Raw genomic sequence first — 24,397 nt, 5'->3', positions numbered from 1 at the left:
GCCCGACGCCCGTTTCGGGCTTCTATGCCTTCATGTTGCAGGGATTTTGCGTCTTCGTCGGGTAGATCGATTCAAGTTCGGCGCCTGCGGTCGGCACGGCTTCGCCGAGCACGAGCATGTCCCACTTGTCCTTCATCTCGTTTTTCGGCTTCACGGTGAACGGATAGGCCTCCTGCACGAGCTGATGGTCCCAGGAACGGAAATAGGCCTTGCGGCCCTTCATGATGTCGAACTGCGTCTGCTTCTCGAAATAGCCGATCAGCGCATCGCTCTCGGTCGACTTGGTCTCGGTGATCGCCTGCGCGATCATTTTCAGCGTGATGTATTCGATCCAGGCGTGGTTCTCCGGCGGCTTGCCGTATTTCCTGGTGAAGGCCTCGACAAAAGCCTTCGAGGCCGGATTGTCGAGCGTGTGATACCAGACCGTCGGCCAGGTGCCGCTGAGATTGCCTTCGCCCATCGCCCAGGCGTCGCCGGTGTTGAGGTTGAAGCCGACGAGCGGGTAGGCGAAGCCGAACTCGGCATATTGCTTGACGAGGTTGGTCACCTGGTTGCCGGCGAGGTTGCAGCACACGACATCGGGCTTGGCCTGCCGGACTTTTAACAGATACGGGCTGAAGTCGTTGACGTCGGTTGCAACCAGCTCGTCGCCGATCAGGGTGGCGTCGTTGGCGCTGAAAAAGGCTTTGGCGGCCTTTAGGAGGTCGTGGCCGAAAATATAGTCCGCGGTCAGGGTGACGAACTTCTTGCCCTTCACCATGCCCTTCTGATTGAGCGCGGTGCCGACGGCGTTGACCATCACGGTATTGGGAATGTCGCAGTGGAAGGCGTAGCGGTTGCAATCCTTGCCGCGCAGCGCGTCGGAGCGCGCACCGGTGGAGAAGAACACCTTCTTGTTGCGCTCGGCGACCTGCATGATGGTCAGCGACGAGGCGGAGGAGATTTCGCCAAACAACAATACCGCGCCGTCCTGCTCGATCATGCGCTGCGCCTTGGTGGACGCGGTGGCGGGATTAACCGAGTCTTCCGACATCAGGTCGATCTGCTTGCCCATGATGCCGCCGGACGCGTTGATCTCTTCGGCCGCCATCTTCACCCCGAGCTGGGCGTAGCTGCCGATCGCGCCGAGGAAGCCGGTCAGCGGCACCAGATGGCCGATCTTTATTCGCGCGGCCTGGGCGCTGAGGATGGAAGGAGATCCGATCGCGGAGGCGCCGGCAAAGGCGGCGCCGGCCTTCAACAGGGTACGTCGGCTGTAGCGGCTCATCACTGCTCTCCTCCCCGGGATACGTCGCGACGTTCTCTCTTCCGTTCCCGCTTATGCGACAATGTGAGAGACGTTCTTTTATTGTTGTAGGATATTTCCGGACGCAGTGGCTCCTGTCAACGCCAAATGCGTCGCAGCCGCGTTCAAGCCGTTGGGAGCGGAGTTTGGCCCGATCGGATCAGGAGGACTTTGCCAGATCCCGCGCGCCGAATTCGGCTGACAGCCGGGCGGCGGCCGATTGCACCAGCTTGGCGCGGCTTTGCAGCACTTGGTCCGTCATGCGCCAGATCGGGCCGGAAATGCCGAGCGCGCCGATCACTTCGCCGGTGAAGTTATAGACCGGCACCGCGACGCAGCGGACTTCCGCATTGAATTCGCCGTCGTCGAAGGCGATCGCGCTGCGGCGGATTTCGGCGATCTCGCGCAAGAGTACGGCGGGGTCCGTAATCGATTTTTTCGTCGACGGATTCAGTTCGACCCGTTCGAGAAAGCGCTTCAACTGGTCGGGGCGCAGCGAGGCCAGCATGATCTTGCCGAGCGCGGTGCAATGCGCCGGCCGCACCACGCCGACGCGGTCGGTCAACTGGAACGCCCCTAGCCCGCTGGTGCGGGCGATCACGACCACGGCGTCGCCCATGCGCACGGCAAAATGGCCGCTTTCGCCGGTTTCGCGCGACAGGTCTTCCAGCACCGGCGTCGCCAGATTCACCATCTCGATTTCGTCGAGCGCGCTGGCTGCGAGTGCAAACAGCGGCCGGCCGACGCGATAGCGTTTTGAATCGCGCTCCTGCCGGAGATAGCCGAGCGAGACCAGCGTCTTGGCGAGGTGAAAGGTGGTGGAATTATGCAGGCCTACCAGCTTGCTGAGGTCCGCTAATCCAATGCCCTCGCGGTGTCGCGCGACTTCCTCGAGGATCGAAAAGGCGCGGCCCAGCGACTGCACGCCGCCGCGCGCGCGCTCCTCGGCCTCGTCGTCGATGTTGGGTTCGCTTGATGGCACCAGCCTTGCGATCGAGACCTTGCCGATCGAAACCTTGCGCGGCGTTGCCTGCTTGTCGCTCGTCTTCGGCTTGGTGCGCGGGTTCACGGAATCAACTCTCCAGGATGGGCGAGGCGAACTCTATCAGGCCGTCCTCGCCCGGCAACAGCGCCGCGTCTCGGCTGAGGCCGCAATCTGCACCATACCACAATAGCAATTGACGTACAGTATTATGAGAAATAGGTTCGGGCCCGTTGCCGGCCGCGCAAGCAAGACGCGGAGGCGAATTCGTTGAGCTCAGGGAGAGAGTTAAATCGATGTCGCGTAACATGCTCAACGGCGCCCAGGTCATCGTCGACTATCTGATCCAGGAGAAGGTGCCGCAGGTGTTCGGCCTGTGCGGCCATGGCAACATCCAGTTCATCGACGCGCTGTACGAGCGCTCATCCGACATCAAGACCATCTCGGTGCATCACGAGAGCGTCGCCGGATTCATGGCCGATGTGTACTACCGCGTGTCGGGGCGGCCGACGGCGACGTTTACGTCCTGCGGGCCGGGCTCGGCGAATCTGCCGATCTCGCTCGCCAACGCCTTCCTCGACTCCGTGCCGTTCCTGGCGGTGACCGGCAACGTGCCGACCAGCCAGTTCAACCGCGGCGCCTTCCAGGAAATGTACCGGCACTATCAGGCCGATTTTCCCTCCACCGTGCGCACAATGTGCAAGAAGGTGTTCCAGCCGACGCGCGGCGAGATGGTGCCGCTGGCCGTGCGGCAGGCCTGGAAGACCATGACGAGCGGCCGGCCCGGACCCGTCGTGCTCGACGTGCCTTTTGACGTGTTCATGGAATCGGCGGCCGAGGAGGCGCCGAATGCGCAGGCCTGGAACGCCAACATATCGAGCCGCTGCGGCGCCGATCCTGATGGCGTGGTGAAAGCCGTCGACATGCTGCTCGCGGCCGATCGGCCGACGATCATTGTCGGGCAGGGCGTACGCTATGGCGGCGCGGCGGAGGAACTCTTGAGGCTCGCCGACCGGCTGCAGATTCCGGTCGCGGCCTCGGCAAGCGGCTTGGGCGCGATCGATTGCAACCATCCGCTGGCGCTGGGTCTCGTCGCGCGCGCCGGCCACTACCAGGCCAACCACGCGACGCGTCAGGCGGACGTGCTGCTCGCGTTGGGGATGCGGTTCGACGACCGCACCTCGAGTTCGTGGATTCCCGGCTATTCCTTCACCATCCCGCCGACGCGGCTGATCCATGTCGATATCGATCCCGAAGAGATCGGCCGCAATTATCCGGTCGCGCTCGGCCTGATGGCCGACGTGCGCACCTTCCTGCGGCAGGTGCATGCCGAACTCGATCGCCGCGCCGATCTTTCGAAGAAAGCGGACGCGCGCAAGAAATGGCTGGCGCAGATCGATACCTATCGCAAGGAATGGGACGAGTTCGTCGCCCCCGGATTTTCCGACGACACCACGCCGATCAATCCGCAGCGCGCCGCGCTCGAAATCGATAAGGCGCTGCCTGATGATGCGATCCTCGTCAGCGACATCGGCGTGCACCACAACTGGCTGCTCGGCTTCTGCAAGCCGCGGCGGCCGGATTCGCTGATCGGCTCGATGGGGTTTGGCCCGATGGGCTTTGGCGTCGCCGGCGTGATGGGCGCGAAGTTTGCAGCGCCCGACCGGCCCTGCGTTTCGGTGTGCGGCGACGGAGCGTTCTTCATGCATGCCAACGTGCTGGGCACGGCGGTCGAATATAACCTGCCTGTCGTGTGGGTGGTCTGGAACAATTACGCCTATGCCTCGATCCGCGGTTTGCAGCGCGGCTATCTCGGCGGCCGTGAGCTGGCGACCGATTTCCACGATCCCGCCACCGGCGAGCGCTACAATCCGGATTTCGCCGCGATGGCGCGCTCCTGCGGCGTCGAGGGCGTGCGCGTTGATCGCGCCGGCGATCTCGGCGAGGCCATTCGCAAGGGCATCGCCGCCAACAAACCCTTTCTGATCGATGTCGATATCGCGGCCGACATCAATCCGGTCGGCGCGGGGGTATGGGAATTGCCCGGGCTCGGCCAGAGCAAGGCCGGCATCGGCACGCGCTATCAGCCCGCCTGATCTCACGCGAGGGAAATCCCATGTTGCTTGCAGGCAAGAAAGTCGTCGTCGTCGGTGGTTCCTCCGGCATCGGTCTTGCGACCGCCGAGATGGCGAAGCGCGAGGGCGCCGAAATCATCCTTGCGTCGCGCAATGTCGAGCGGCTCGACAAGGCGGCGGAGAAGCTGAACGCGATCGCGATTCCAACCGATGTTACCAGCGATGACAGCGTGGCAAAGCTGTTCCAGCGCTGCGGCCCGGTCGATCATGTCGTGGTGACGGCGGCGCAGCTTCGCACCGGTCCGTTCAAGACGGTGGCGATGGAGGATGTGCGGGGAACGATGGAGGGGAAATTCTGGGGTGCCTGGCGCGTCGCGCAGCGGGCCGAAATTCGCCCCGGCGGATCGCTCACTCTGGTGTCGGGTTTCCTCAGCGTTCGTCCGCGCCCGAACTCGGCGATCGTCAGCGCCGCCAACGGCGCGCTGGAATCGTTGGCCCGGGCGCTAGCGCTCGAACTGGCGCCGGTGCGCGTCAACGCGGTCTCGCCCGGAATCATCGACACCCCGATTCGCGCCGCGATGCCGGAAGAGGCGCGGCGCGACATGCTGGCGAAAGCTGCGGCGTCGCTGCCGGTCGGCCGCGTCGGCATTGGCGAAGATATCGCGCGGCAGATCCTTGGTTTCATGGCGAACGGCTTTGCGACCGGATCGATCGTCTATATCGATGGCGGGGCGCTGGTGATCTGACGACAGAGGAGGCCATCATGGCTTCAGAAGATAACGGCGCCTTCATTCGCAACATCGCCGAAGTGCCGTGGCGCGAATTCCCCAATCATTTCGGCGGCGCGCTGTCAAAACCGCTGGTCATGCCGGAGACCGCGGGCTCCCGTCACATCGACTACCGGATCTCGATGTACCAGCCGATGGCACATGTCGCGCGCCACAAGCATCTGGTGCAGGAGCAGATCTATCACGTGCTCGAAGGCGAAGGGCTGATGGAAATCGCCGGCAAGAACCACGTGGTGCGCAAGCACGACTTCATCTTCCTGCCGCCGGGTGTCGAACACGCGATCTCGAATTCGGGGTTGGTCGATCTGGTGTTTCTGGTGATCACCTCGCCGGTGACGGATGACGAGAAGCCGGTGTGAGAACGGCGAGCGACGGGTAGGGACTGCGTTCCCCGGACGCTGCGCAGCACGCCGCGCTTGCGGCGTGGTGCGCTGCAGATCCGGGGTCCATACGATGCGGCCGTGGGTCCCGGCTCTGCGGAGCAGCACAAGGGTGCTGCACCGCGTCCGGGACACGGAGTCGGCTCGCACCTACGCCTTAGCCGATCCCAGCAGCACGACGCCCCCAATCAGGATCGCGCACCCCACCACGCGCCATGCCGTGACCCGTTCGCCCAGGATCAGCATGCCGAACAGCGCGCCCACCATCATCGACATTTCGCGCGCCGGTGCCACGAGGCTGAGCGGCGCGCCCATCTCGATGGCGGACAGCACGAGGATGTAGGATAGCGGCGCGAGCGCCCCGACGCCGAGCGCCAGCCACCAATGGCCCTGCATCCTTTTCTTCGCCCCCGGCCAGTCCCTCATCACGACCGGCACCAGCAGGAAGAAGCGCAACAGGTTGGAGAGCCAGTCAAGCACGACGGGGTGAATCCCAAGCACCTTGACGCCGTATCCGTCGACGACGGTGTAACTCGCGATCAGCGAACCCGTCGCCGTGCCCCAGCGCACGCCGTCCAGGCCGCGCGGCTGCCGGAACGCCGAAAGGTCGCCCTGCGTCGTGATGAGGCCGATGCCGGCAACGACCGCGAACAAGCCAACGATGCCCTGTGTGGTCGGCGTTTCCCGCAGCAGGATGAACGCGCCGATCGATGACAGCATCGGCCCGGTGCCGCGGGCGATCGGATAGACCACCGAGAGGTCCGCGACCTGATAGCCGCGCTGCAGGCACAGGCTGTATGCGAGGTGGATCACGGTGCTGAGCACGATGCAGGCGACGACGGGCCAGTTCCAGGTCAGTTCGCCATGCACCAGAATCCAGATCATCCACGGCAGATAGACGATGCTGGAAATCAGGTTGGAGGCGAACACGAAGGCCGCGCCGGCCGCTGCCGCACGCTTTGAGAGCAGATTCCAGGTGGCGTGGATGAAGGCGGCGAGGACGACGAGGGCAAGCGAGAGCAACGACATGAGACCTCCGTGCCATCTGGCGCGAACAAGATCTCGACATCTCCTCCTCTGGGCTTTTGTCCCTCGGGTGCAGCCGCGTGCTACCGCGGTTTCCGCAACGCTCGGACCGGCGATGGCGGTCTCGCCATCCGGAACCCTAGTTGCCACTCAGTCGATGGAACTCCGATATGTCAGGGAATCAGGTGCGGTCAATCCGGAATTTATGCTGCAGGTGCGCAATGCCGCGCGGTCAGGCCGCCAGATCCTGCAACAGCAGCGACGAGCCGCGAATCAGCACCTTGCGTCCCTTCGCCGTGATGGCGGGCGCATCGCCGTTCATGGCGGCAAGCTCGAGCGCGATCAGGCCGTCAATCGTGTAGCGGCTCATGCGCGGCAGCTTTGATGCCGGCGTCCGCAACGCTTTCAATGCTTCCCATTGGGACGGCGTCAGGTCGTAGTCGAATTCTTCGTTCATGGTGCCTCGGCATTCTCTGAGCGCTTGCCACAATTCTTGTGGCGCGTAATAGCGAGCGCACGTGAAATTCGTGCGACCGCAACGAGTCGGTATTTCGACAAGCGACGATGCGCTGTCACATCATCGTGTCACTGGAATCGATTGAATGTGTCGAATCACACAGATGGCCGGACAAAAACGCTGGCGCAAAATTGCGTGAGTACGGGCGTCAAAAAGACCGCCCAATCGCCGCAACCCTTAAGAGAAAGTTACTAACCAAAGGTAAAGATGCGGGCGGTCGGAACTCATTGTCTCGCGGCCATTGTGCGCTAGCGAGATGCTGTAGGGTGCGCAAAGCGCAAGCGTGCTCACCATCTTTTTTCGCCGAGAGAATGGTGGGCACGGCGCGGTGCGCCTTTGCCCACCCTACCCGAATCTATCCCCGCCGCACGCTCGCCCCGCCATCTACGGGCAGTGTCACGCCGGTAATAAAGCTCGCTTCGTCGGACGCGAGGAACAGCGCGGCGTTGGCGACGTCCCAGCCGGTGCCCATCTTGTGGCGCAGCGGCACCTTGGCGTCGCGCTCGGCCTCGACTTCGGCGCGGCTCTTCTTGAACTCGCGCGCGCGGGTATCGACCGCCATCGGCGTGTTCATCAGGCCGGGCAGGATGACGTTGGCGCGGATGCCGTATTGCGCGTTCTGGTAGGCGAGTTGTTCGGTGAAGGCGATCATCGCCGACTTGGTCGCCTTGTAGGCCACATAAGGGTAGGTGGTGATCGCGGCCATCGACGAGATGTTGATGATCGCGCCGCTCTTTTGTTGGCGCATGATCGGGATCACATGCTTGGCCGCCAGCACGCAGCTCTTCAGGTTGATCGCCACGCAGCGGTCGAACGCCTCCTCTGAAATGTCGAGCAGCTCGGCGTCGCCGCCGGACAGGCTGACGCCGACATTATTGTGCAGGATGTCGATGCGGCCCCAGCGTCGTTGCGCATCCTCTACCATTGCCTTGAGGTCGGCATTTTTGGTGACGTCGGCCTTGAACGCCGTGGCGGTGCCGCCGCTCGCGGCGATCATGTCGACGGTTTCCTGGGCGGAGGCCAGATTGTTGTCGACGCACAACACCCTGGCGCCTTCGCGCGCAAAGGTCAGCGCGGTGGCGCGGCCATTGCCGATGCCCTCGCCGGGGCTCTGTCCCGCGCCCACAACGATGGCGACACGATCTTTCAGGCGCATCTCATTCCACTCCTGGGATCGGGTACTGTTGTAGTACCTCTTTGTAATAGGGTTCGTTGTCGATCTTCATCGTCGCCAGCACGCGGACCACGGCGCAGTAGAAGGCGATGGTGAGCACGAGATCGACCATCTGCTCGTCGGAGAGTTTTTGCTTGATCTCAGAGAAGGTCGCCTCCGACATCGCCAGCTCCCGCACCATCTCGCGGGCGCCGCGCAGTATCGCCTTCGTCAGCGGTTCGAGCTTGGAGGGCTTACCCTCGGTCTCGGCCATCAGCCCGGCGATATCGTCATCGGTGACGCCGAATTCCTTGCCGATCTTCACGTGATGGGTGAACTCATATTCGGATTTCTCCATCCAGCCGACCTGGAGGATCGCGAGTTCACGCAGGCGCGGATCGAGCTTGCTGTTGAAGCGGATGTAGCCGCCGACGCCGTTGAAGGCGCGCGCCATGTCGGGCGAGTTCACCAGCAGCTTGTGCAGGTTGGTGTTGCGCTTGAGCATGTCGCGGTATTCGGGGGCGACCTGGCCGGCTTCGAGGTAGGGCAGGCGTGCCATTTTGTTGTTGTCCTTGTTGGCGATAGCGGATGAGGCTCACCTAGCCGTACAGCGCTTTGTGCTCCCGTTCGTAGTTGGCGTAGGAGTCCTTGATACTGGCCATGTTCAACAACATGGTTGCAACCGGTGCATCGTCGGCTCCGAGCACGGTCGTGCGTACCCACACGCTTTCGGTGCGGCGGCTGCCGCTGAGCGCGACCACTTCGCGCTCGGTGACGTAGCTCTCGCCTGCGAATAGCGGCCCGCGCAGCAGGCGGATTTCCTGATCGGCGAACAGCCCGACCGCCGGCCCGCGGACCGGCAGCCGGTCCTCGCGGGCGCGATACTGAAACAGCACGCTCAGCATCTCCATGGGAATGATCGCGCGTCCCCAGGGATTGAGCTCCTGCGAATAGTACGCCGAGGGTTCGGTGATGACCTTCAGCTTTTGCTCAAGCGAAAACGGATAGAGATCGCCCATGTGCTGGTCGAAATCCATCTTCACCGTCTGGCGCGGCGTCTTCATGCCGACCTTGAGATCGGCGAGAATGACGGGATCGGCCAGCGGTTTTAGTTCGCCGAGCCGCCGGGAAAGCGCCGTGTCTGTTCCGTCACCGCCGATCGATGCGGTGCCGCGCAAAATCTCGGTGCCGTCGCGCCTGGTCATGCCGATCGCGCAAATCCTCTCGCCCGCCTTCGGCTTTTCGATATTGGCCTGAACCTCTTCGCCCTCGAAGGCAGGGTTGCGGTAATGCGCCGAAAGGCAGCCGGTCTCGAACCAGGCCTGGCCCCAGATCCGCTCGCACAAAGGCGCGAACTGGCTGAAATGAGTCGGGCCCTCGATGGTGCCGCCCTGAAAGCCGAGCTTTTGCGCGGTCGCATCGTCGTGGATCGAGGCGTGGGAGTCGTAGACCTGCGCGTGAAGCATCTGCTTCGGCTGCCGCCATGGCCCCACCAGCAGATTGCCGCTTTCCAATAGTTCGGTCGTGAACGCCGCTTCTGTCATCCCTGGTCTCCCTTTGCGCGGCAGCGTTTCAAAGAAGGCGGTTTTCGGCAAGAGGCGGGCTGATCTACAAGCGAGATATGTCCTGCGGCCATGAATTCACGCTGGGCACGCATAGCAAAACCGGTGCATTCTGTTCGCAATTAGACCGGTTCAAATAACCGGCGGAACGTGCCACGGGGAGCGGACGAATGGCGTTGATGGAAGTTGGGCTGGACGACAAGTACCGGCTGGATGTGAAGCGCATATTCCTCTCCGGTACGCAGGCGCTGGTCCGACTTCCCATGTTGCAGCGCGAACGCGACCGGGCCGCGGGGCTCAACACCGCCGGCTTCATCTCCGGATACCGCGGCTCGCCGCTCGGCATGTACGACCACGCGCTGTGGCGTGCGAAAACCTTCCTCAAGCAGCATGACATCGAGTTCGCGCCCGGTCTCAACGAGGATCTTGCGGCCACCGCCGTGTGGGGCAGCCAGCAGGTCGGCATGTTCCCCGGCGCCAAGGTCGATGGCGTATTCGGCATCTGGTATGGCAAGGGCCCGGGCGTCGACCGCTCGATGGACGCGCTCAAGCATGCCAACTCGGCCGGCACCTCGCCGAACGGTGGCGTGATCGCGCTGGCCGGCGACGACCATGGCTGCCAGTCCTCGACGCTCGCCCATCAGAGCGAGCAGGTGTTTGCCGCAGCATTGATGCCGGTGGTCAACCCGGCGACGCTGCAGGATTATCTCGATCTCGGCATTTTGGGATTTGCGCTGTCGCGCTACTCAAGTTGCTGGGTCGGCTTCAAGGCGATTTCCGAAACCGTTGAAAGCTCGGCCTCGATCGTCAGCGATCCCGATCGCATCAGGATCGTTCTTCCAACGGATTTCGAAATGCCGCCGGGCGGGCTTTCGATCCGCTGGCCTGATGCGCCGATGGAACAGGAACGGCGCTTGCACGGTCCGAAGATGCAGGCGGTCGCGGCATTCGCGCGCGTCAATCGCTTCGACCGCATCGTGCTGGATTCGAAGCCGGCGCGGCTCGGCATCATGGCGACCGGCAAGGCCTATCTCGATCTCCGGCAGGCGCTGGCCGATCTCGGCATTACCGATGCCGAGGCGCAGGCGCTGGGACTTCGCATCTACAAGGTCGCGCTGACCTGGCCGCTGGAGGAGTCCGGCGCAAAGGCGTTCGCGGAAGGCTTGCAGGATGTGCTCGTCGTCGAGGAGAAGCGCGGGTTCATCGAGGACCAGCTACTGCGCATTCTCTATAATGTCGATGCGTCGAGGCGACCGTCGGTGGTCGGCAAGCGCGACGAGAGCGGTGCGCCGCTGCTGCCGAGCGAAGGCGAAATAACGCCGACCATGGTGGCGGCGGCGGTCGTGGCGCGGCTGCGCAAGCTTGGCCATCGCAGCCCGGCGCTGGAGCAGCGTCTGGCAAAGCTCGAAGCGTTCGACCGGCCGGCGGATGGCGGCGGCGCGGCAAAGCTGCAGCGCACGCCGTATTTCTGTTCGGGCTGTCCCCACAACACTTCGACCAAGATCCCCGAGGGCAGCCGCGCCATGGCCGGCATCGGCTGTCACGGCATGGCGCTGTCGGTGCCGAACCGCCGCACCCAGACGATCTCGCATATGGGCGCGGAGGGCGTCACCTGGATCGGGCAGGCGCCGTTCACCAGCGAACCACACGTGTTCCAGAATCTGGGCGACGGCACCTACACCCATTCCGGCCTGCTGGCGATCCGCGCAGCAGCCGCCTCCGGCGTCAACATCACCTACAAGATCCTTTATAATGATGCGGTGGCGATGACCGGCGGCCAGCCGGCGGAGGGCGGGCTGACGGTGTCGCAGATCGCGCACCAGGTTTCGGCGGAAGGCGCCAGGCACCTCGTCATCGTCTCCGACGATCCCGAAAAATATCCCAGCAATTACTTCCCATCAGGCGCGACTGTTCATCACCGCCGCGAACTCGACGCGGTGCAGAAGGAGCTGCGCGAGGTCAAGGGCCTCACCGTCCTGATCTACGACCAGACCTGCGCGGCGGAGAAGCGGCGCCGCCGCAAGCGCGGGCTCTATCCGGATCCGCCGAAGCGCGTTTTCATCAACGAACGCGTCTGCGAAGGCTGTGGCGACTGTTCGTCGGTTTCCAACTGCGTCTCGGTGCAGCCGCTGGAGACCGAGTTCGGCCGCAAGCGGCGGATCGACCAATCGAACTGCAACAAGGACTTTTCCTGCATCGAGGGCTTTTGCCCGAGCTTTGTGACCGTGCATGGCGCCAGGCTGAGGAAGGCCGATCGTACCGCGGCCGATCCATCCGCGCTGTTCGCCGATCTGCCTGTCCCGGCCGCGCCTGCGCTCGATGGCGCCTACAACATCCTCGTCACCGGGATCGGCGGCACCGGCGTCATCACCATCGGCGCGCTGCTCGGCATGGCCGCCCATGTCGACGGCAAGGCGTGCTCGACGCTGGACTTCACAGGGTTATCGCAGAAGAACGGCGCCGTCATGAGCCATGTCCGCATCGCGCCCGAGGCGGATGATCTCGCAACCGTCCGCATCGCGCCCGGCGGCGCCAACCTCATCCTCGGCTGCGACATCGTGGTCGCCACCGGCATTCCGGCGCTGAGCCGGGCCGAGCGCGGCGTGACGCGGGCGATCGTCAATGCTGACCTGCTGCCGACCGCGAGCTTCGTCATCAACCCCGACATCGACTTCGAGGCGGGGACGATGCGGGAGTCGCTCAACGGGGCCGTCAGCGCCTCCGATCTCGACATCCTCGATGCCACCGGGCTCGCCACGGCGCTGATGGGCGACAGCATCGCCACCAACGCCTTCATGCTCGGCTTCGCGTTCCAGCGCGGCGCGATTCCCCTTTCGCTGGAGGCGATCATGAAGGCGATCGACCTCAATGGTGCGGCGATCGAGATGAACAGGCTGGCGTTCTCCTGGGGCCGGCTCGCCGCGCACGACCTGCAGCGCGTCGTCAGCGCCGCGCGTTTCAAGAGTTCGGGCGCTCAGCCTGCGAAGCGGACGCTCGACGAGAGCATCGCTTTCCGCGCCAGGTTCCTGACGGACTATCAGAATGAGGCCTATTCGAAGCGCTACCTCGCCGAGGTCGAGCGCGTTCGCGCGGCCGAAGGCAAGGGCTCGCCCGGCTCGCATGACCTCACCGAGGCCTTTGCAAAGGGCCTGTTCAAGCTGATGGCCTACAAGGACGAATACGAAGTCGCCCGGCTCTATTCCGACGGCGAGTTCGCAAAAGTGTTGAAGGAACAGTTCGACGGCAACCCGGGCGTGAAAGTCAGCCTCGCGCCGCCGCTGCTGGCTTCGCGCGACAAGGTGACCGGACATCTGCGCAAGCGCGAGTTCGGTTCCTGGATTTTTCGCGCCTTCGAACTCCTGACGCGGTTCAAGTTCCTGCGCGGAACATCGTTCGATCCGTTCGGCTACACGGCCGAACGCCGGATGGAACGGGCATTGCCCGGCGAATATTCCGCGATGATTTTCCGTCATCTCGACAAGGCGAAGCCGCATGACTGGCCGCGTCTGGTGGCGCTGGCGAAGTCCGCGGAACTCGTTCGCGGCTACGGTCACGTCAAGGAAGCCAGTGTCGCGAAGTTCCGCGGAGAATGCGCGCGCCTGGAAGCTGCGATCGGCCAGCCGGTGGCGCAGGCAGCCGAGTAGGGGCTGTTCACCCGGCTTGTGAACTTTTCCACAGCCGGGATCACTCACCGGTAACCTTGTGGCCGGCAACGGCTGGAATTGTCCGGCCGGTTTACTACATGGTGGGTTGTAGTTTCACCTTTTGGTTGATTTCAGGAGGCCGGCGATGGTCCTGAAAAACGCTATTGCGACAGCACTTTGCACGGGGCTCCTGATGTCGGGCAGCGCTGCGCTGGCTGATGAGTACAAGGCGGGTGAGATCCTCGGCCTCGATCTTTCCCAAGCCGTGCTCTCGCCGAAGCGGCTCGGCCCGGAGACACAATTCGCCCCGGTCCGGATCGAGGCCAGAAACGATGCCCGGCCGGTGAAGACGGAGCGCGTGGTTGTGCCGAAGGCCGCCGCGCCCAAGCCTCAGGTAGCGGCTCACGTAGCAACTCACGTAGCACATGAGCGCGCCGAGAAACCGCGCGGCGCCGCCCGCACCAAGCTGGCGCGGCGCCATACCAATCCGCTCGACGCGCAGGCGCGCGACACCCGGGTCCAGACCTGGCCGTGCAAGTCCGGCGGCATCTGCGACTGGCAGCGGTAGAATTGGTTCGTCGTTCGTAGGATGGGTGGAGCGAAGCGATACCCATCATGCCTCTGCGCAGGGATTGATGGGTTTCGCTTCGCTCTACCCATCCTACGATCCCTACGATTCCACGTCATCCACCTGTCGTAAAACCTTCGGCCCACATTCAAATTGCTCGGGCACACCTTCGTCGTGATTCGACGAGGGTGCTTCGATGCCGATTGCGATACGCGCAAGCCAAGGCTTGAACAAACAAGGCTTGAACAAACAAGGCTTGAACAAACAAGGCTTGAGCCGGCGTCAATTGCTGGTCCGCTCCGCCGCAACATTCACCGTTGCCGGTCTCGGCAGCCTCGCCAGACCTTACCTCAGCCGCGCCGCGGACCGGCCGCTCATCACCAGCGGCATTCAATCGGGCGACGTCTCGGCCGACTCCGCTGTCATCTGGGCGCGCGCCGACCGGCCGGCGCGGATGCAGGTCGAATGTTCTGTTGTCGAGAGTTTCAAGACCATCATTGGCTCGGCTGCCGCCGATGCATTGCCGGATCGCGATTTTACCGCAAAGCTGCTGCTCGACGGCCTGCCGCCCGGGCAGGATATTTTTTATCGCGTACGCTTCGACGACATCAGCGAGAGCGGCATCGCCGGCGAGACGCAGCTCGGGCATTTTCGTACCGCGCCGACAGAGCGAACGTCGGTATCGTTCGCCTGGTCGGGCGATACGACGGGGCAAGGCTGGGGCATCGACGAAAACCGTGGCGGGATGCGGACTTACCGCACCATGCTCGACAACCGTCCGGACTTCTTCATCCATTCCGGTGACCACATCTATGCGGATTGCCCGGTGGAATCGGAGTTGAAGCTGGCCGGTGGCGATATCTGGCGGAACATCGTCACCGAGGAAAAATCCGTCGTCGCCCAAACCCTCGCGCAGTTCCGCGGCAACTACAAATACAACTGGCTCGACCAAAGCTTTCGCGCCTTCCACGCCGCCGTCCCCTTGTTCGCGCAATGGGACGATCACGAGGTCACCAACGACTGGGCGCCGATCGGCACGGCCGACGATACCGGCTATGCCGAGGACGGCAGCTCGCTTCTGGTCGCGCGCGCCCGCCGCGCGTTCCATGAATTCATGCCGATGCGCACCGCCCCCGCGCAGGAGGACGGCCGTATCTATCGCAAGATCGCCTACGGCCCGCTGCTCGACGTCTTCATGGTCGACATGCGCAGCTACCGCGATTCCACCTTTAACAAGCGCGACGACCGCGGCGACACCTGCATCTTTGGTGCGGCGCAACTGGCGTGGCTGAAACGCGCGCTGGTGGCTTCGGACGCGACCTGGAAGGTGATCGCCGCCGACATGCCGATCGGTCTGGTCAGCGAGGATGCCATTGCCCTCGGCGATGGCACGCCGGAGCGGCGCGAGCACGAGACCGCCGATCTGTTGTCGTTCATGAAGCGCGCCGGCATCCGCAACACGGTGTGGCTGACCGCCGACATGCATTACACGGCCGCGCATCATTACGATCCGAATCGCGCGGCATTCCAGGATTTCGAACCGTTCTGGGAATTCGTCTCCGGTCCGCTGCACGCAGGTACCTGGGCGCCGGCTCCGCTCGACAATACGTTCGGGCCGAAAGCTGCGTTCCAGAAGGGCTGCAGCGCGGAGCAGGGCGAGAATCTTGCACCCTGTTTCGGCCTGCAGTTTTTCGGCCGCGTCGACATCGACGGCAAGACCGAAGTGATGACCGTGACGCTGAAGGACGTCGACAACCGCGACCTCTGGTCGGTTGATATCGAGCCCCGTCCGGACGCGCGGCCCGGCCAGATCATGGCGCAGCATATCTGACGCGTTCGATCGGGAAACCAGCGGTGGATCCCGATAACCCCTCCATGTTCGCGCCGCATAGTTTCGGTAGGTTGCCTTGCCGACGGGCGGGGTGCAAAATCGCAGCCGGAAGTTGCGTGCAATTTCTTCGATGTGAGCCGATGCGATCGGGGTAGCGCTCGGACTTGCGCTCGCCGCCGGATCGGGGGAGGCCAAAGTTCTTGGAGAGGGCAAAGTGATGAGCGCCGATCCGCTTCGCGTGGCTTGTATCGGGATGGGATGGTGGTCCGATGTTCTGGCGGATGCCATCCAGCGCTCGGGCAAGCTCGAGATCCGAGGCTGCTACACCCGGTCCGAGGAAAAGCGCAACAATTTCGCGGCAAAGTACCGCTGCCGGCCGGCCGCGAGTTACGAGGCGCTGCTAGCCGATACCGAGATCGAGGCGATCATCAACACCACGCCGAACGATGTGCATCTGGCGACGACCTGCGCTGCCGCAGCCGCCGGCAAGCACGTCTTTCTCGACAAGCCGATCGCCAACAGCATCTCCGACGGCCGCGCCATCACCGAGGCCTGCCGCAAGGCCGGCGTGGTGCTGGCGCTCGGCTATCAGCGGCGGCGCGAGAGCCATTTCCGCTATGTCAGGCAGCAGATCGACGCCGGCCGGTTCGGCAAGCTCGTCAACGCCGAGGCGAACATCAGCCGCGATCGTCTCGGCAAGGTCGATCTCACCTCCTGGCGCTACCAGGCCGCGGGCATGCCGGGCGGCGTGATGTTGCAGATCGGGATCCACTACATCGACGTGCTCGCCTACCTGATCGGGCCAATCCATGCGGTACGGGCACAGTCGGCGCAACTGGTGCTGCCCGGCGACAATCCCGACGTCGCGAGCCTGATCCTGCAGCATGAGAACGGTGCGCTTTCGACGCTGAACGCAAGCTACGCCTCGGCGTCCGAGTACTACCTGATGAATGTCTACGGCAAGGACATGACGGCCTATTACGATTTGCACAATGGACTCCGGCTGCTCAAGCGCGGTGAAAGCCAGCCGGTTGCGGTGCCATGCGCGAATAACGACACTCTGGTCGAGGAGCTCGAGGAGTTTGCCGCGGCGGTGCGCGGGCAGCGCCAGCACGAAGTCGGGGGTGAGGAAGCGACGCGATCGCTCGCCGTGGTACGCGCCGGCATTCTCTCGGCGCGCGAGGGACGCCCGGTCGAGATTGCCCAGATACTGAACGGTGACGGAAAAATGTGACGGCGCAGCAGCTAAGGATGGGAGCGCGCGTTATGAAGCCTGGCACGTGTGTCTGGAAAGTTTTCGTGGTTGCGACGCTATTGGTCAGCATCGCCGGGGAGGTAGCCGCGCAGGACTATCCCTCCAGGGCGATCACGGTGGTGGTGCCGTTCCCTCCCGGCGGCGCCAGCGACGTTGTTGCCCGCATCGTCACCAACCAGATGTCGAAGATCCTCGGGCAATCCATCATCATCGAGAATGTCAGCGGCGCCGGCGGCACCGTCGGCAGCGCCCGCGTAGCGGCTGCCGTACCCGACGGCTATACCCTGCTTGCAGCGGCAATGGGCCCGCATGTCGCGGCGCCGGTGCTGACGCCGAACCTCAAATACGATCCCGTTGCCGACTTCGTGCCGATCGGCTTCACCGCCCATTCCCCGGCAGTCATCATCGCGCGGAAGGATTTCCCGGCAAAGGACTTGAAGGAGTTCGTCGCAAGCCTCCGGCAACGGGGTGACGCGGTGAAGCAGGCCCATGGCGGCATCGGCGCGTCCTCGCATATGGCGTGTCTCTTGTTCACCGCGGAAATCGGCGCCAAGCCGGCGCTGGTCGCCTATCGCGGTTCGGGCCCGGCATTGAACGATCTGGTTGGCGGCCACGTCGATTTCATGTGCGAGCAGTCGGTCAGCGTGGCGGAGTCGGTTTTGGCCGGCTCGGTCAAGGCCTTCGCCGTCTCTGCCGCGAAACGTCTTGAAACGTTGCCTGATGTTCCGACCGCGAGGGAGGCGGGCATCAGCTACGAGATGAGCGTTTGGGCAGGACTGTTTGCGCCGAAAGGCATTTCGCCCGAAATCATCGCCAGGCTTTCCGATGCGCTCGACGGTGCGCTCGATGAGGACGTTGTGCGCGAGCGGATTGCCCAACTCGGTGGCTCGATACCGGCAAAGGACGAACGCAACCCGGCAGCATTCGATCGCTTTGTTCGGTCCGAGATCGCACGCTGGGCACCCATTCTTGCTGCGGCTGGAACAGGGAAATGAGACGAGTGCGCCACGTGAAATTCGCTCAGGGAGCCACCGCAAAATAGCCGCCGACGACCATCAGTACCGAGAGCGCTACGACCACGCCGAGCACCGCGACGATGATCGCAGGCAGTTCATGGGTTTCCAGCCATTGTCGCAACGCCCTTACCATCGCACCCCCTGGTCCTGATTGCCCGCACCTTGCACGCGCGCGATCTCATTAGCGGTCAATTTCGCTCAGTGAAATAGCCGGCTCATGCGTCTTTCGTCGCGCATCGGGCGCGCCGCTTTTCACAAGCCACCACGGCCTTGCCGAAGGACAAACGGTGTGTAAATCCCGGCTACGCGCCGGCGTGGGATTGATGAAGATTCTTTTCTTTTCCGTCCGCCGGAATTCGGGTTTTCGCTACACACGGGCTGGGCTCCAGTCCATACTGGATCGCATCAAAGGGAGGTCTTCAAAATGCGTGAAGCTGTTATCGTTTCCTATGCACGTACCGGGCTGGCAAAGTCCGGCCGCGGCGGGTTCAACATCACCCCGCCGATGTCGATGGCGGCCTACGCCATCAAGCACGCCGTCGAGCGCGCCGGCGTCGACAAGGAATACGTCGAGGACTGCTATCTCGGAAACTGCGCGCATGGCGCGCCCAATATCGGCCGTCAGGCCGCGCTGCTTGCCGGATTGCCGAAGTCGACCGGCGGCGTATCCGTGAACCGGTTCTGTTCGTCGGGCCTGCAGACCATCGCGATGGCCGCCAACTCGATCCGCTCGGAGGGTTCTGAATGCATCGTTGCCGGCGGCGTCGAAAGCATCTCGGTGCCCGGCGGCCCGCTGCCGAAGGAAGTGGTCGATCCGGAGTTGCTCAACATCGCTCCTGCGATCTTCATGGCGATGATCGACACCGCCGATATCGTCGCCGAGCGCTACAAGCTCAGCCGTGAGTATCAGGACGAATATTCGCTGGAATCGCAGCGCCGCATGGCGGCCGCTCAGCAGGCCAACAAGTTCAAGGACGAAATCGTCCCGATGAAGACCAAGATGAAGGTGGTCGACAAGGCGACGAAAGCGGAAAGCATCGTCGACTACACTGTCGACCGCGACGAGTGCAACCGTCCTGAGACCACCATGGAAGGCCTCGCCAAGCTCGAGCCGGTCAAGGGCCCCGGCAAGTTCGTCACCGCCGGCAACGCCAGCCAGCTCTCGGACGGTGCGGCGGCGGTCGTGCTGATGGAAGCCAAGGACGCCGAGAAGCGCGGGCTCAATCCGCTCGGCCGCTTCGTTGGCTGGGCGTCGGCGGGCTGCGAGCCGGATGAGATGGGCATCGGTCCGATCTACGCCGTGCCGAAGCTGTTGAAGCGCAATGGCCTGAAGATCGACGACATCGATCTCTGGGAGCTCAACGAAGCCTTCGCCAGCCAGTGCCTCTATTCCCGCGACCAGCTCGGCATCGATCCCGAGAAGTACAATGTCAACGGCGGCTCGATCGCGATCGGCCATCCCTTCGGCATGACCGGCGCGCGTCTCACCGGCCACATCCTGCAGGAAGGCCGCCGGCGCAAGGCCAAGTGGGGTGTCGTCACGATGTGCATCGGCGGCGGCCAGGGCGGCGCAGGCCTGTTCGAAATCTATAGCTGAGACTTTCGCAAACAGCGCTTAACAAAGGAAAATGGCTCCGAGAGGAGCCATTTTCAGTTCATAGCGTTTTCTAGCGAAGTGGATATCGGTTCGCGTGAAGAAAACGCGTCAAACAAAAAACTGGAGCATGGTTCTGATCCATCAGAACCATGCTCCAGGTGTCGGCCTCAGTAGCGATGCTTCTTGATGACCAGGACCCTGTCGTGATGACCATGGCGCCATCCGCGATGGTAGCCGCGGTCACGGTGCCCTCGGAATTCGGCACGCGCGCCATAGCCATGGTGATGGCCGTGGTAGCCGCCACGCTTGATCACGACGGTCTCGGCGCTCGCGATTGACGGCGCCGCGATGACGAGTGCGCCAAGTGCGGCGATAACGTATCCAAGCTTCTTCATTCCAATCCTCCTCAATTGAGCGAAGATAAAACATCAGATTGCAGGGAACGTTCCCGCGGAACTTGAAGAGAATTCTAAACGCCTGTTCAGGTGCGTGTGTCGCGCTGCGCACTCCGTGTCGTCCCTGCCTAGTGCGCAATTGCGCACGGGCGCAGGGACCCATAACCACCGGCGGAGGTTTTGCGAAGGACGTCTGCCACGCCGCCCTATCGATGGATCACGCGGTATGGGTCCCTGCGTTCGCAGGGACGACAGCCCAATAGGATGGGTATCGCCTTCGCTCGTTGAGCTCCGGCGGGCAAACGCGCCTGGTCTGCCCACTCAGGAATCATCGGCACTACCGTTGGTTTTGCGTGGGACGATGCTCGCGGTGCTTGCGGAACGCCGGTGCCCGGCGCATCATTGCGCCATAAAAATCTAAAGGGGGAGCGTTGCCATGCGCGGGGTTTCACGCCGTCATTTTCTGGGTCTGACCGGCTCGGCTGCGGTCGCAGCCATATCAGGCCGCGCTAATGCCGCGATGGGTCCGAACGACAAGTTCGACCTCGTCATCAAGGGCGGCGACGTGCTGGATCCCAGCCAGTCGCTGCGCGGCAAGCGCGACATCGGGATTCGCTGGGGCGTGATCGAAGCGGTCGAGAACGAGATTCCGGCCGCCCGTGCCGCCAAGACCATCGACGCTTCGGGCAGACTGGTGACGCCCGGCCTGATCGACCTGCATTCCCATGTTTACCCCTACGGCTCGGCGATCGGCATTCCCGCCGACGAGCTGGTGCAGGCGCAGGCCACCACCACGGTGGTGTCGGCGGGCGACGCCGGCGTCAACAACCTTGCCGCGCTGCGGCGCTACATCGTGGCGCAATCGCGGGCGCGGATTTACGCCTTCGTCCACATCGCCAACAACGGCCTCTCCGGCTTCCCCGTCGCCGAGCTCTACAACATCGACTACGCGCAGGTCGAAGCCTGCGCGATGGCGCTGGCCGAAAATCCGGATTTCCTGCTCGGCGTGAAGGTCAGGATGTCGGAGAACGTCATCGCCAAGCATGGCCTCGAGCCGCTCAAGCGTTCGATCAAGGCCTGCGAGATGTGCGGGTGGCCGGCCAAGATGATGGTTCATATCGGCGGCGTCGAGACCAAGGAGCTGATGTCGGAGATTCTCGACCTGCTGCGACCGGGCGACGTGCTGACCCATTGCTATTCCGGTGCACCGAACATCGCCGGCGTCTTCACCAACATCGTGCAGGACGGCAAGCTGCTGCCGGCGGCGCTCGCCGCCAAGCAGCGCGGCGTGATGTTCGATGTCGGCCATGGCGGGGGCAGTTTTGACTTTACCGTGGCGGAAGTGGCGATCCCCGGCGGCTGCGGGCCGGACACGATCTCTTCCGACATTCACGTCTTCTCCGGCAATTCGCCGGGCATGCCTTACCTGCCGAACGTCATGAGCAAGTTCATCCCGCTGGGATTTACGGTGGAGCAAGTGGTGGCGATGGCGACCACGGCGCCTGCAAAAATCATCAACCGTGCGCCGAAGATCGGCACGCTGCAGATCGGCGCTCCCGGCGACGTCGCGATCATGGATCTGGTGGAGGCGCAGACCTCGTTCGTCGACACCCGCAACAACAAGCGCGAGGGCAAGCTTTTGCTCAAGCCCGTGCAGACCGTGATCAACGGCGTGCCGTTCGGCCGGCCCTACCAGGCGCCGTTCGCGGTGCGGTAGTTTGGTCCGCTCACTTTGATTGCCGCTCCGTGCGGATATCGCCGATGATGTCGGCAATGACGGCGCCCATCACCAGGGTGCCGCCGATGAAAACCCGCAGCGCGGGAAGCTCGGCAAATCCCACCCAGATCCAGAACGGCATCAGCGGCGTCTCCAGTGTGGAGATCAGGGCGGCCTGGCCCGACGGCAGCAGGCGCGAGCCGAGGAAGAACAGCGTGAGGCCCAGCGAAACCTGAAAGCATCCGAACATCGCGAGAATCAGGATATCGGCCCCGGTCACGCCGCCTATTTCGCGGGCGAAGGGAATGCTGACGATGCTGCCCAGGACGTTCGACAACGCGGCGGCGGCCACCATCGACGTGTTCTTGTGCCGCCGGAGCAAGACCGTCATCGCGGCAATCGCCAGCGTCATGAAGCAGGCGAGCGCGACACCGAGGATGTCGGAACCGACGCGTGCGTTGCCGACGATGACAGCGACACCGCAAAGCGCCACGACGCTCGCGATCATGGTTCGCACGTGCGGAACTTCCCGCAACCAGACCCAGGCGAGCGCGGCGGTGACGAAGGGGCCGGTTGCGATGATGATCGCCACATTGGACACGCTGGTCAGTTGCAGCGACGGGATGAAGGCGATCATGGCCGATGCCGACAACGACGCGACCAGCCAGCCGCTTTTGCTCATCCTGATCAGATCCCGCAGGCCGGCACGGCCTTGCAGCACCAGCATGATCGCCACGATCATGACGCTGGCGAACAATCCGCGCCAGAACAGGATGGTCCAGGAGTCATAGGGAAGCAGCCGCGTGAAAAACGGCGCCGTGCTCCAGGCGATGGCGGCGGCGACGACGAGGGCTATGCCTATGCGATGTTGGGAGCGCGCCTCCGCCATAAGGCAATCAATCTGGACTGAGGTTGAAGCTTCGGCCGAGCAGCTTGCCGAGGAGGTGCGCGGGATTGTCAGGGATGGCGTCGCCGCGCCAGGCGACGTGCTGATCGGTGCGCGTCAGGATCAGTTTGTGGTCGCTGGGCGGTTGCGCGTCGGGAATATCGACGATGTTGAAGGGCACGCCGCTGCTGCGCATCGCGTCAGTCAATGGCGCAACCGCAACATCCGGATCGTAACGCAAAAGCGTGTAGCCCGGCCCGAGCGCGTCATAGACCGGCCGGCCGTCGGATAGCTTCGCGAATGGAAGCCGGCATCCCGGCGTCGAGGATGGCGTGAAGTTCGCCATCGTAAAGCCCGGCTGCTCGGCGTCGTCATAGGCGATGATCGGGGAGCGATCGTAGAAATAACCGAAGTTGAGGCCGGCGCAGCAATATTGCTGCACGTTCAAATCATAGGCGGCTTGCCCGACCTGCTTGCGGACGGCGTCGCCCGCCGGCCCCGGCTGCTCGATTTCATCGGGAACGGTGCGGCGCTGGCTCAAAACCTTGCCCGCCATCTCCATCGCAAAGCGCGACACCTGTTCGGTGATGGGAAGGCGCTCGGCTTCATAGGCATCGAGAATGGCGATATCAGCCCACCCTTGCAGATAGGCCGCGAGCAGCCATGCGAGGTTGGTCGCATCAGCGATCCCGGCATTCATGCCGTAGCCGGCATAGGGCATCCACAAATGCGCGGCGTCGCCGCAGATGAACGCGCGCCCCTTGCGAAACCGGTCGGCGACCAGGCGGCGGCCGACCCAATCTTCCTTGCTCAGAATCTCGTATTCGAAATCGGGGCCGACGCCGAGGATGGCGCGGATCGAGGCGTCGCGATCGACCGATTCGAAGGTCTCGTCCTCGCGATTGAGGTGGTTATGGATCAGCCATTTCTCCCGGCCGTCGATCGCAACCACCGTGCCGCAGCGCCGCGGGTTGAGCGCCAGCGTCATCCAGGCGGGCTGGTCCATCAGGGCGAGCAGGGCGGGCGCGTGAATATAGGTCGATTGCACACGCTGGATGATCGGCGTTCCCTGCAGGTTGGCGTCGATCGCCTTGCGCACCAGCGATCGCGCTCCGTCGCAGCCGACGATGAAATCGGCATGAATTTGCGAGGCGGTTCCGGTGTCGAGGTTCCGGACGGTCGCAACGATGCCGTCACTGCCCTCGCTGAAATCCTCGAACGCGGTGCGGTTCAGGATCTGAAGCCCGTCGATGGAAGCCGCGTGCGCGAACAGCACCGGTTCCATATAGATCTGGTTGATGCGGTGCGGCGGCTCGGCCGTCGGCCAGTCGGTATCCGGCCCGCTCGCTGCGGTATAGCGATCGCGCCGGCAGGGAATCAGGATGCGCGAGAGCTCGATGCCTGTTGCCGTGGTGCGGTAGGAGCAATCGTTCGGGTAATCGGCCGGCAGTCCGGTGTCGCGCAGCTTCCGCGCCACCCCTAACCTGCGGAAGATTTCCATCGAACGCGACGAGACGTGGTTGCATTTCACGCTCGGCGCTTCCCCGGCGGCGCGCGTTTCCACGACAGTTACAGATATTCCCCGCGTTGCGAGGTCCATTGCCAGAGTGAGTCCGACCGGACCGGCCCCCACCACCAGAACGCGAGTCTTGACCATGTCGCTTGCTGCCCCTTGACGATCATGCATAACTAAGTGCCACAGAGATCATCGGGGGACCCT

At 63.4% G+C, this 24,397-nt stretch carries 21 protein-coding genes; 10 read left to right on the top strand and 11 right to left on the bottom strand.

Annotation, left to right across the window (positions count from 1 at the left end; all coding sequences use genetic code 11):
• Positions 1-22 precede the first annotated feature (22 nt).
• Together V1293_RS14760 and V1293_RS14755 are read right to left on the bottom strand one after the other, a co-directional pair.
• Entirely contained in the window at positions 23-1,267 is a 1,245-nt protein-coding gene (locus V1293_RS14760; RefSeq protein WP_334510615.1) for an ABC transporter substrate-binding protein, read from the bottom strand.
• 178 nt (positions 1,268-1,445) lie between these two features.
• Positions 1,446-2,354, bottom strand: a complete 909-nt coding sequence (locus V1293_RS14755; protein ID WP_334510614.1) for an IclR family transcriptional regulator — start codon at positions 2,352-2,354, stop codon at positions 1,446-1,448.
• 209 nt (positions 2,355-2,563) lie between these two features.
• On the opposite strand from V1293_RS14755, the gene V1293_RS14750 reads away from it, so the two are divergent.
• Genes V1293_RS14750 through V1293_RS14740 form a run of 3 tightly spaced genes read left to right on the top strand, consistent with a single transcriptional unit; the run spans position 2,564 to position 5,489 of the window.
• On the top strand, positions 2,564-4,363 hold the full coding sequence (locus tag V1293_RS14750; RefSeq protein WP_334510613.1) for a thiamine pyrophosphate-binding protein: 1,800 nt from the start codon (positions 2,564-2,566) through the stop codon (positions 4,361-4,363).
• 20 nt (positions 4,364-4,383) lie between these two features.
• Complete coding sequence (locus V1293_RS14745; protein WP_334510611.1) at positions 4,384-5,088, top strand: SDR family oxidoreductase; 705 nt, start codon at positions 4,384-4,386, stop codon at positions 5,086-5,088.
• 17 nt (positions 5,089-5,105) lie between these two features.
• Positions 5,106-5,489, top strand: coding sequence for a cupin domain-containing protein (locus V1293_RS14740; protein ID WP_334510610.1), 384 nt, complete (start codon positions 5,106-5,108; stop codon positions 5,487-5,489).
• A gap of 171 nt (positions 5,490-5,660) precedes the next feature.
• Here V1293_RS14740 and V1293_RS14735 read toward each other — a convergent pair whose 3' ends face one another.
• The 5 genes from V1293_RS14735 to V1293_RS14715 form a co-directional block, all read right to left on the bottom strand.
• A complete protein-coding gene (locus V1293_RS14735; RefSeq protein ID WP_334510609.1) occupies positions 5,661-6,539 on the bottom strand; it encodes a DMT family transporter in 879 nt (292 codons plus the stop codon).
• 229 nt (positions 6,540-6,768) lie between these two features.
• Complete coding sequence (locus V1293_RS14730) at positions 6,769-6,993, bottom strand: hypothetical protein (RefSeq protein WP_334510608.1); 225 nt, start codon at positions 6,991-6,993, stop codon at positions 6,769-6,771.
• Positions 6,994-7,408: 415 nt separating this feature from the next.
• Complete coding sequence (locus V1293_RS14725) at positions 7,409-8,209, bottom strand: SDR family NAD(P)-dependent oxidoreductase (protein WP_334510606.1); 801 nt, start codon at positions 8,207-8,209, stop codon at positions 7,409-7,411.
• A 1-nt stretch (position 8,210) separates the two neighbouring features.
• Entirely contained in the window at positions 8,211-8,765 is a 555-nt protein-coding gene (locus V1293_RS14720; RefSeq protein ID WP_334510605.1) for a carboxymuconolactone decarboxylase family protein, read from the bottom strand.
• Positions 8,766-8,805: 40 nt separating this feature from the next.
• Entirely contained in the window at positions 8,806-9,750 is a 945-nt protein-coding gene (locus tag V1293_RS14715) for a hypothetical protein (RefSeq protein WP_334510604.1), read from the bottom strand.
• A gap of 188 nt (positions 9,751-9,938) precedes the next feature.
• Between V1293_RS14715 and V1293_RS14710 the strand changes: the two genes are divergently transcribed.
• The 5 genes from V1293_RS14710 (at position 9,939) to V1293_RS14690 (ending at position 18,061) form a co-directional block, all read left to right on the top strand.
• The gene (locus tag V1293_RS14710; RefSeq protein WP_334510603.1) at positions 9,939-13,412 is read left to right on the top strand and encodes an indolepyruvate ferredoxin oxidoreductase family protein; all 3,474 of its coding nucleotides are present in this window, start codon (positions 9,939-9,941) and stop codon (positions 13,410-13,412) included.
• 145 nt (positions 13,413-13,557) lie between these two features.
• On the top strand, positions 13,558-13,980 hold the full coding sequence (locus V1293_RS14705; RefSeq protein ID WP_334510602.1) for a hypothetical protein: 423 nt from the start codon (positions 13,558-13,560) through the stop codon (positions 13,978-13,980).
• 256 nt (positions 13,981-14,236) lie between these two features.
• Positions 14,237-15,811: an alkaline phosphatase D family protein gene (locus V1293_RS14700; protein ID WP_334510601.1), complete on the top strand. Its 1,575-nt coding sequence runs from the start codon at positions 14,237-14,239 to the stop codon at positions 15,809-15,811.
• Positions 15,812-16,028: 217 nt separating this feature from the next.
• Positions 16,029-17,045 carry a Gfo/Idh/MocA family protein gene (locus V1293_RS14695; RefSeq protein WP_334510600.1) on the top strand — a complete coding sequence of 339 codons (1,017 nt, stop codon included), beginning with the start codon at positions 16,029-16,031 and terminating at the stop codon, positions 17,043-17,045.
• 32 nt (positions 17,046-17,077) lie between these two features.
• Positions 17,078-18,061 (top strand): tripartite tricarboxylate transporter substrate-binding protein, encoded by a 984-nt coding sequence (locus V1293_RS14690; RefSeq protein ID WP_334510598.1) that lies wholly within the window; start codon positions 17,078-17,080, stop codon positions 18,059-18,061.
• 25 nt (positions 18,062-18,086) lie between these two features.
• Here the strand turns inward: V1293_RS14690 and V1293_RS14685 are convergent, their stop codons facing one another.
• The gene (locus V1293_RS14685; protein WP_334510597.1) at positions 18,087-18,215 is read right to left on the bottom strand and encodes a hypothetical protein; all 129 of its coding nucleotides are present in this window, start codon (positions 18,213-18,215) and stop codon (positions 18,087-18,089) included.
• A gap of 291 nt (positions 18,216-18,506) precedes the next feature.
• Here V1293_RS14685 and V1293_RS14680 point away from each other — a divergent pair, with 291 nt between their 5' ends.
• On the top strand, positions 18,507-19,679 hold the full coding sequence (locus tag V1293_RS14680; protein ID WP_334510596.1) for a thiolase family protein: 1,173 nt from the start codon (positions 18,507-18,509) through the stop codon (positions 19,677-19,679).
• A 167-nt stretch (positions 19,680-19,846) separates the two neighbouring features.
• Here V1293_RS14680 and V1293_RS14675 read toward each other — a convergent pair whose 3' ends face one another.
• Positions 19,847-20,074 (bottom strand): hypothetical protein, encoded by a 228-nt coding sequence (locus V1293_RS14675; RefSeq protein ID WP_334510595.1) that lies wholly within the window; start codon positions 20,072-20,074, stop codon positions 19,847-19,849.
• A 436-nt stretch (positions 20,075-20,510) separates the two neighbouring features.
• On the opposite strand from V1293_RS14675, the gene V1293_RS14670 reads away from it, so the two are divergent.
• On the top strand, positions 20,511-21,791 hold the full coding sequence (locus V1293_RS14670; RefSeq protein WP_334510594.1) for an amidohydrolase/deacetylase family metallohydrolase: 1,281 nt from the start codon (positions 20,511-20,513) through the stop codon (positions 21,789-21,791).
• A 10-nt stretch (positions 21,792-21,801) separates the two neighbouring features.
• Here the strand turns inward: V1293_RS14670 and V1293_RS14665 are convergent, their stop codons facing one another.
• The gene (locus tag V1293_RS14665) at positions 21,802-22,680 is read right to left on the bottom strand and encodes a DMT family transporter (protein ID WP_334510593.1); all 879 of its coding nucleotides are present in this window, start codon (positions 22,678-22,680) and stop codon (positions 21,802-21,804) included.
• 7 nt (positions 22,681-22,687) lie between these two features.
• Positions 22,688-24,334 (bottom strand): FAD-dependent oxidoreductase, encoded by a 1,647-nt coding sequence (locus V1293_RS14660; protein WP_334510592.1) that lies wholly within the window; start codon positions 24,332-24,334, stop codon positions 22,688-22,690.
• Positions 24,335-24,397 lie beyond the last annotated feature (63 nt).

This window comes from Bradyrhizobium sp. AZCC 1693, assembly GCF_036924745.1.
Lineage (GTDB): Bacteria > Pseudomonadota > Alphaproteobacteria > Rhizobiales > Xanthobacteraceae > Bradyrhizobium.
Note: the sequence above shows the minus strand (reverse complement) of the source record. Positions and strands in the feature narration are given on the sequence as shown.

Excerpts from the sequence above, each read along its gene's own strand:
- V1293_RS14760 (WP_334510615.1), bottom strand. The coding sequence starts at position 1,267 with ATGAGCCGCTACAGCCGACGTACCCTGTTGAAGGCCGGCGCCGCCTTT.
- V1293_RS14750 (WP_334510613.1), top strand. The coding sequence starts at position 2,564 with ATGTCGCGTAACATGCTCAACGGCGCCCAGGTCATCGTCGACTATCTG.
- V1293_RS14745 (WP_334510611.1), top strand. The coding sequence starts at position 4,384 with ATGTTGCTTGCAGGCAAGAAAGTCGTCGTCGTCGGTGGTTCCTCCGGC.
- V1293_RS14740 (WP_334510610.1), top strand. The coding sequence starts at position 5,106 with ATGGCTTCAGAAGATAACGGCGCCTTCATTCGCAACATCGCCGAAGTG.
- V1293_RS14735 (WP_334510609.1), bottom strand. The coding sequence starts at position 6,539 with ATGTCGTTGCTCTCGCTTGCCCTCGTCGTCCTCGCCGCCTTCATCCAC.
- V1293_RS14730 (WP_334510608.1), bottom strand. The coding sequence starts at position 6,993 with ATGAACGAAGAATTCGACTACGACCTGACGCCGTCCCAATGGGAAGCA.
- V1293_RS14725 (WP_334510606.1), bottom strand. The coding sequence starts at position 8,209 with ATGCGCCTGAAAGATCGTGTCGCCATCGTTGTGGGCGCGGGACAGAGC.
- V1293_RS14720 (WP_334510605.1), bottom strand. The coding sequence starts at position 8,765 with ATGGCACGCCTGCCCTACCTCGAAGCCGGCCAGGTCGCCCCCGAATAC.
- V1293_RS14715 (WP_334510604.1), bottom strand. The coding sequence starts at position 9,750 with ATGACAGAAGCGGCGTTCACGACCGAACTATTGGAAAGCGGCAATCTG.
- V1293_RS14710 (WP_334510603.1), top strand. The coding sequence starts at position 9,939 with ATGGCGTTGATGGAAGTTGGGCTGGACGACAAGTACCGGCTGGATGTG.
- V1293_RS14705 (WP_334510602.1), top strand. The coding sequence starts at position 13,558 with ATGGTCCTGAAAAACGCTATTGCGACAGCACTTTGCACGGGGCTCCTG.
- V1293_RS14695 (WP_334510600.1), top strand. The coding sequence starts at position 16,029 with ATGAGCGCCGATCCGCTTCGCGTGGCTTGTATCGGGATGGGATGGTGG.
- V1293_RS14690 (WP_334510598.1), top strand. The coding sequence starts at position 17,078 with ATGAAGCCTGGCACGTGTGTCTGGAAAGTTTTCGTGGTTGCGACGCTA.
- V1293_RS14685 (WP_334510597.1), bottom strand. The coding sequence starts at position 18,215 with ATGGTAAGGGCGTTGCGACAATGGCTGGAAACCCATGAACTGCCTGCG.
- V1293_RS14680 (WP_334510596.1), top strand. The coding sequence starts at position 18,507 with ATGCGTGAAGCTGTTATCGTTTCCTATGCACGTACCGGGCTGGCAAAG.
- V1293_RS14675 (WP_334510595.1), bottom strand. The coding sequence starts at position 20,074 with ATGAAGAAGCTTGGATACGTTATCGCCGCACTTGGCGCACTCGTCATC.
- V1293_RS14670 (WP_334510594.1), top strand. The coding sequence starts at position 20,511 with ATGCGCGGGGTTTCACGCCGTCATTTTCTGGGTCTGACCGGCTCGGCT.
- V1293_RS14665 (WP_334510593.1), bottom strand. The coding sequence starts at position 22,680 with ATGGCGGAGGCGCGCTCCCAACATCGCATAGGCATAGCCCTCGTCGTC.
- V1293_RS14660 (WP_334510592.1), bottom strand. The coding sequence starts at position 24,334 with ATGGTCAAGACTCGCGTTCTGGTGGTGGGGGCCGGTCCGGTCGGACTC.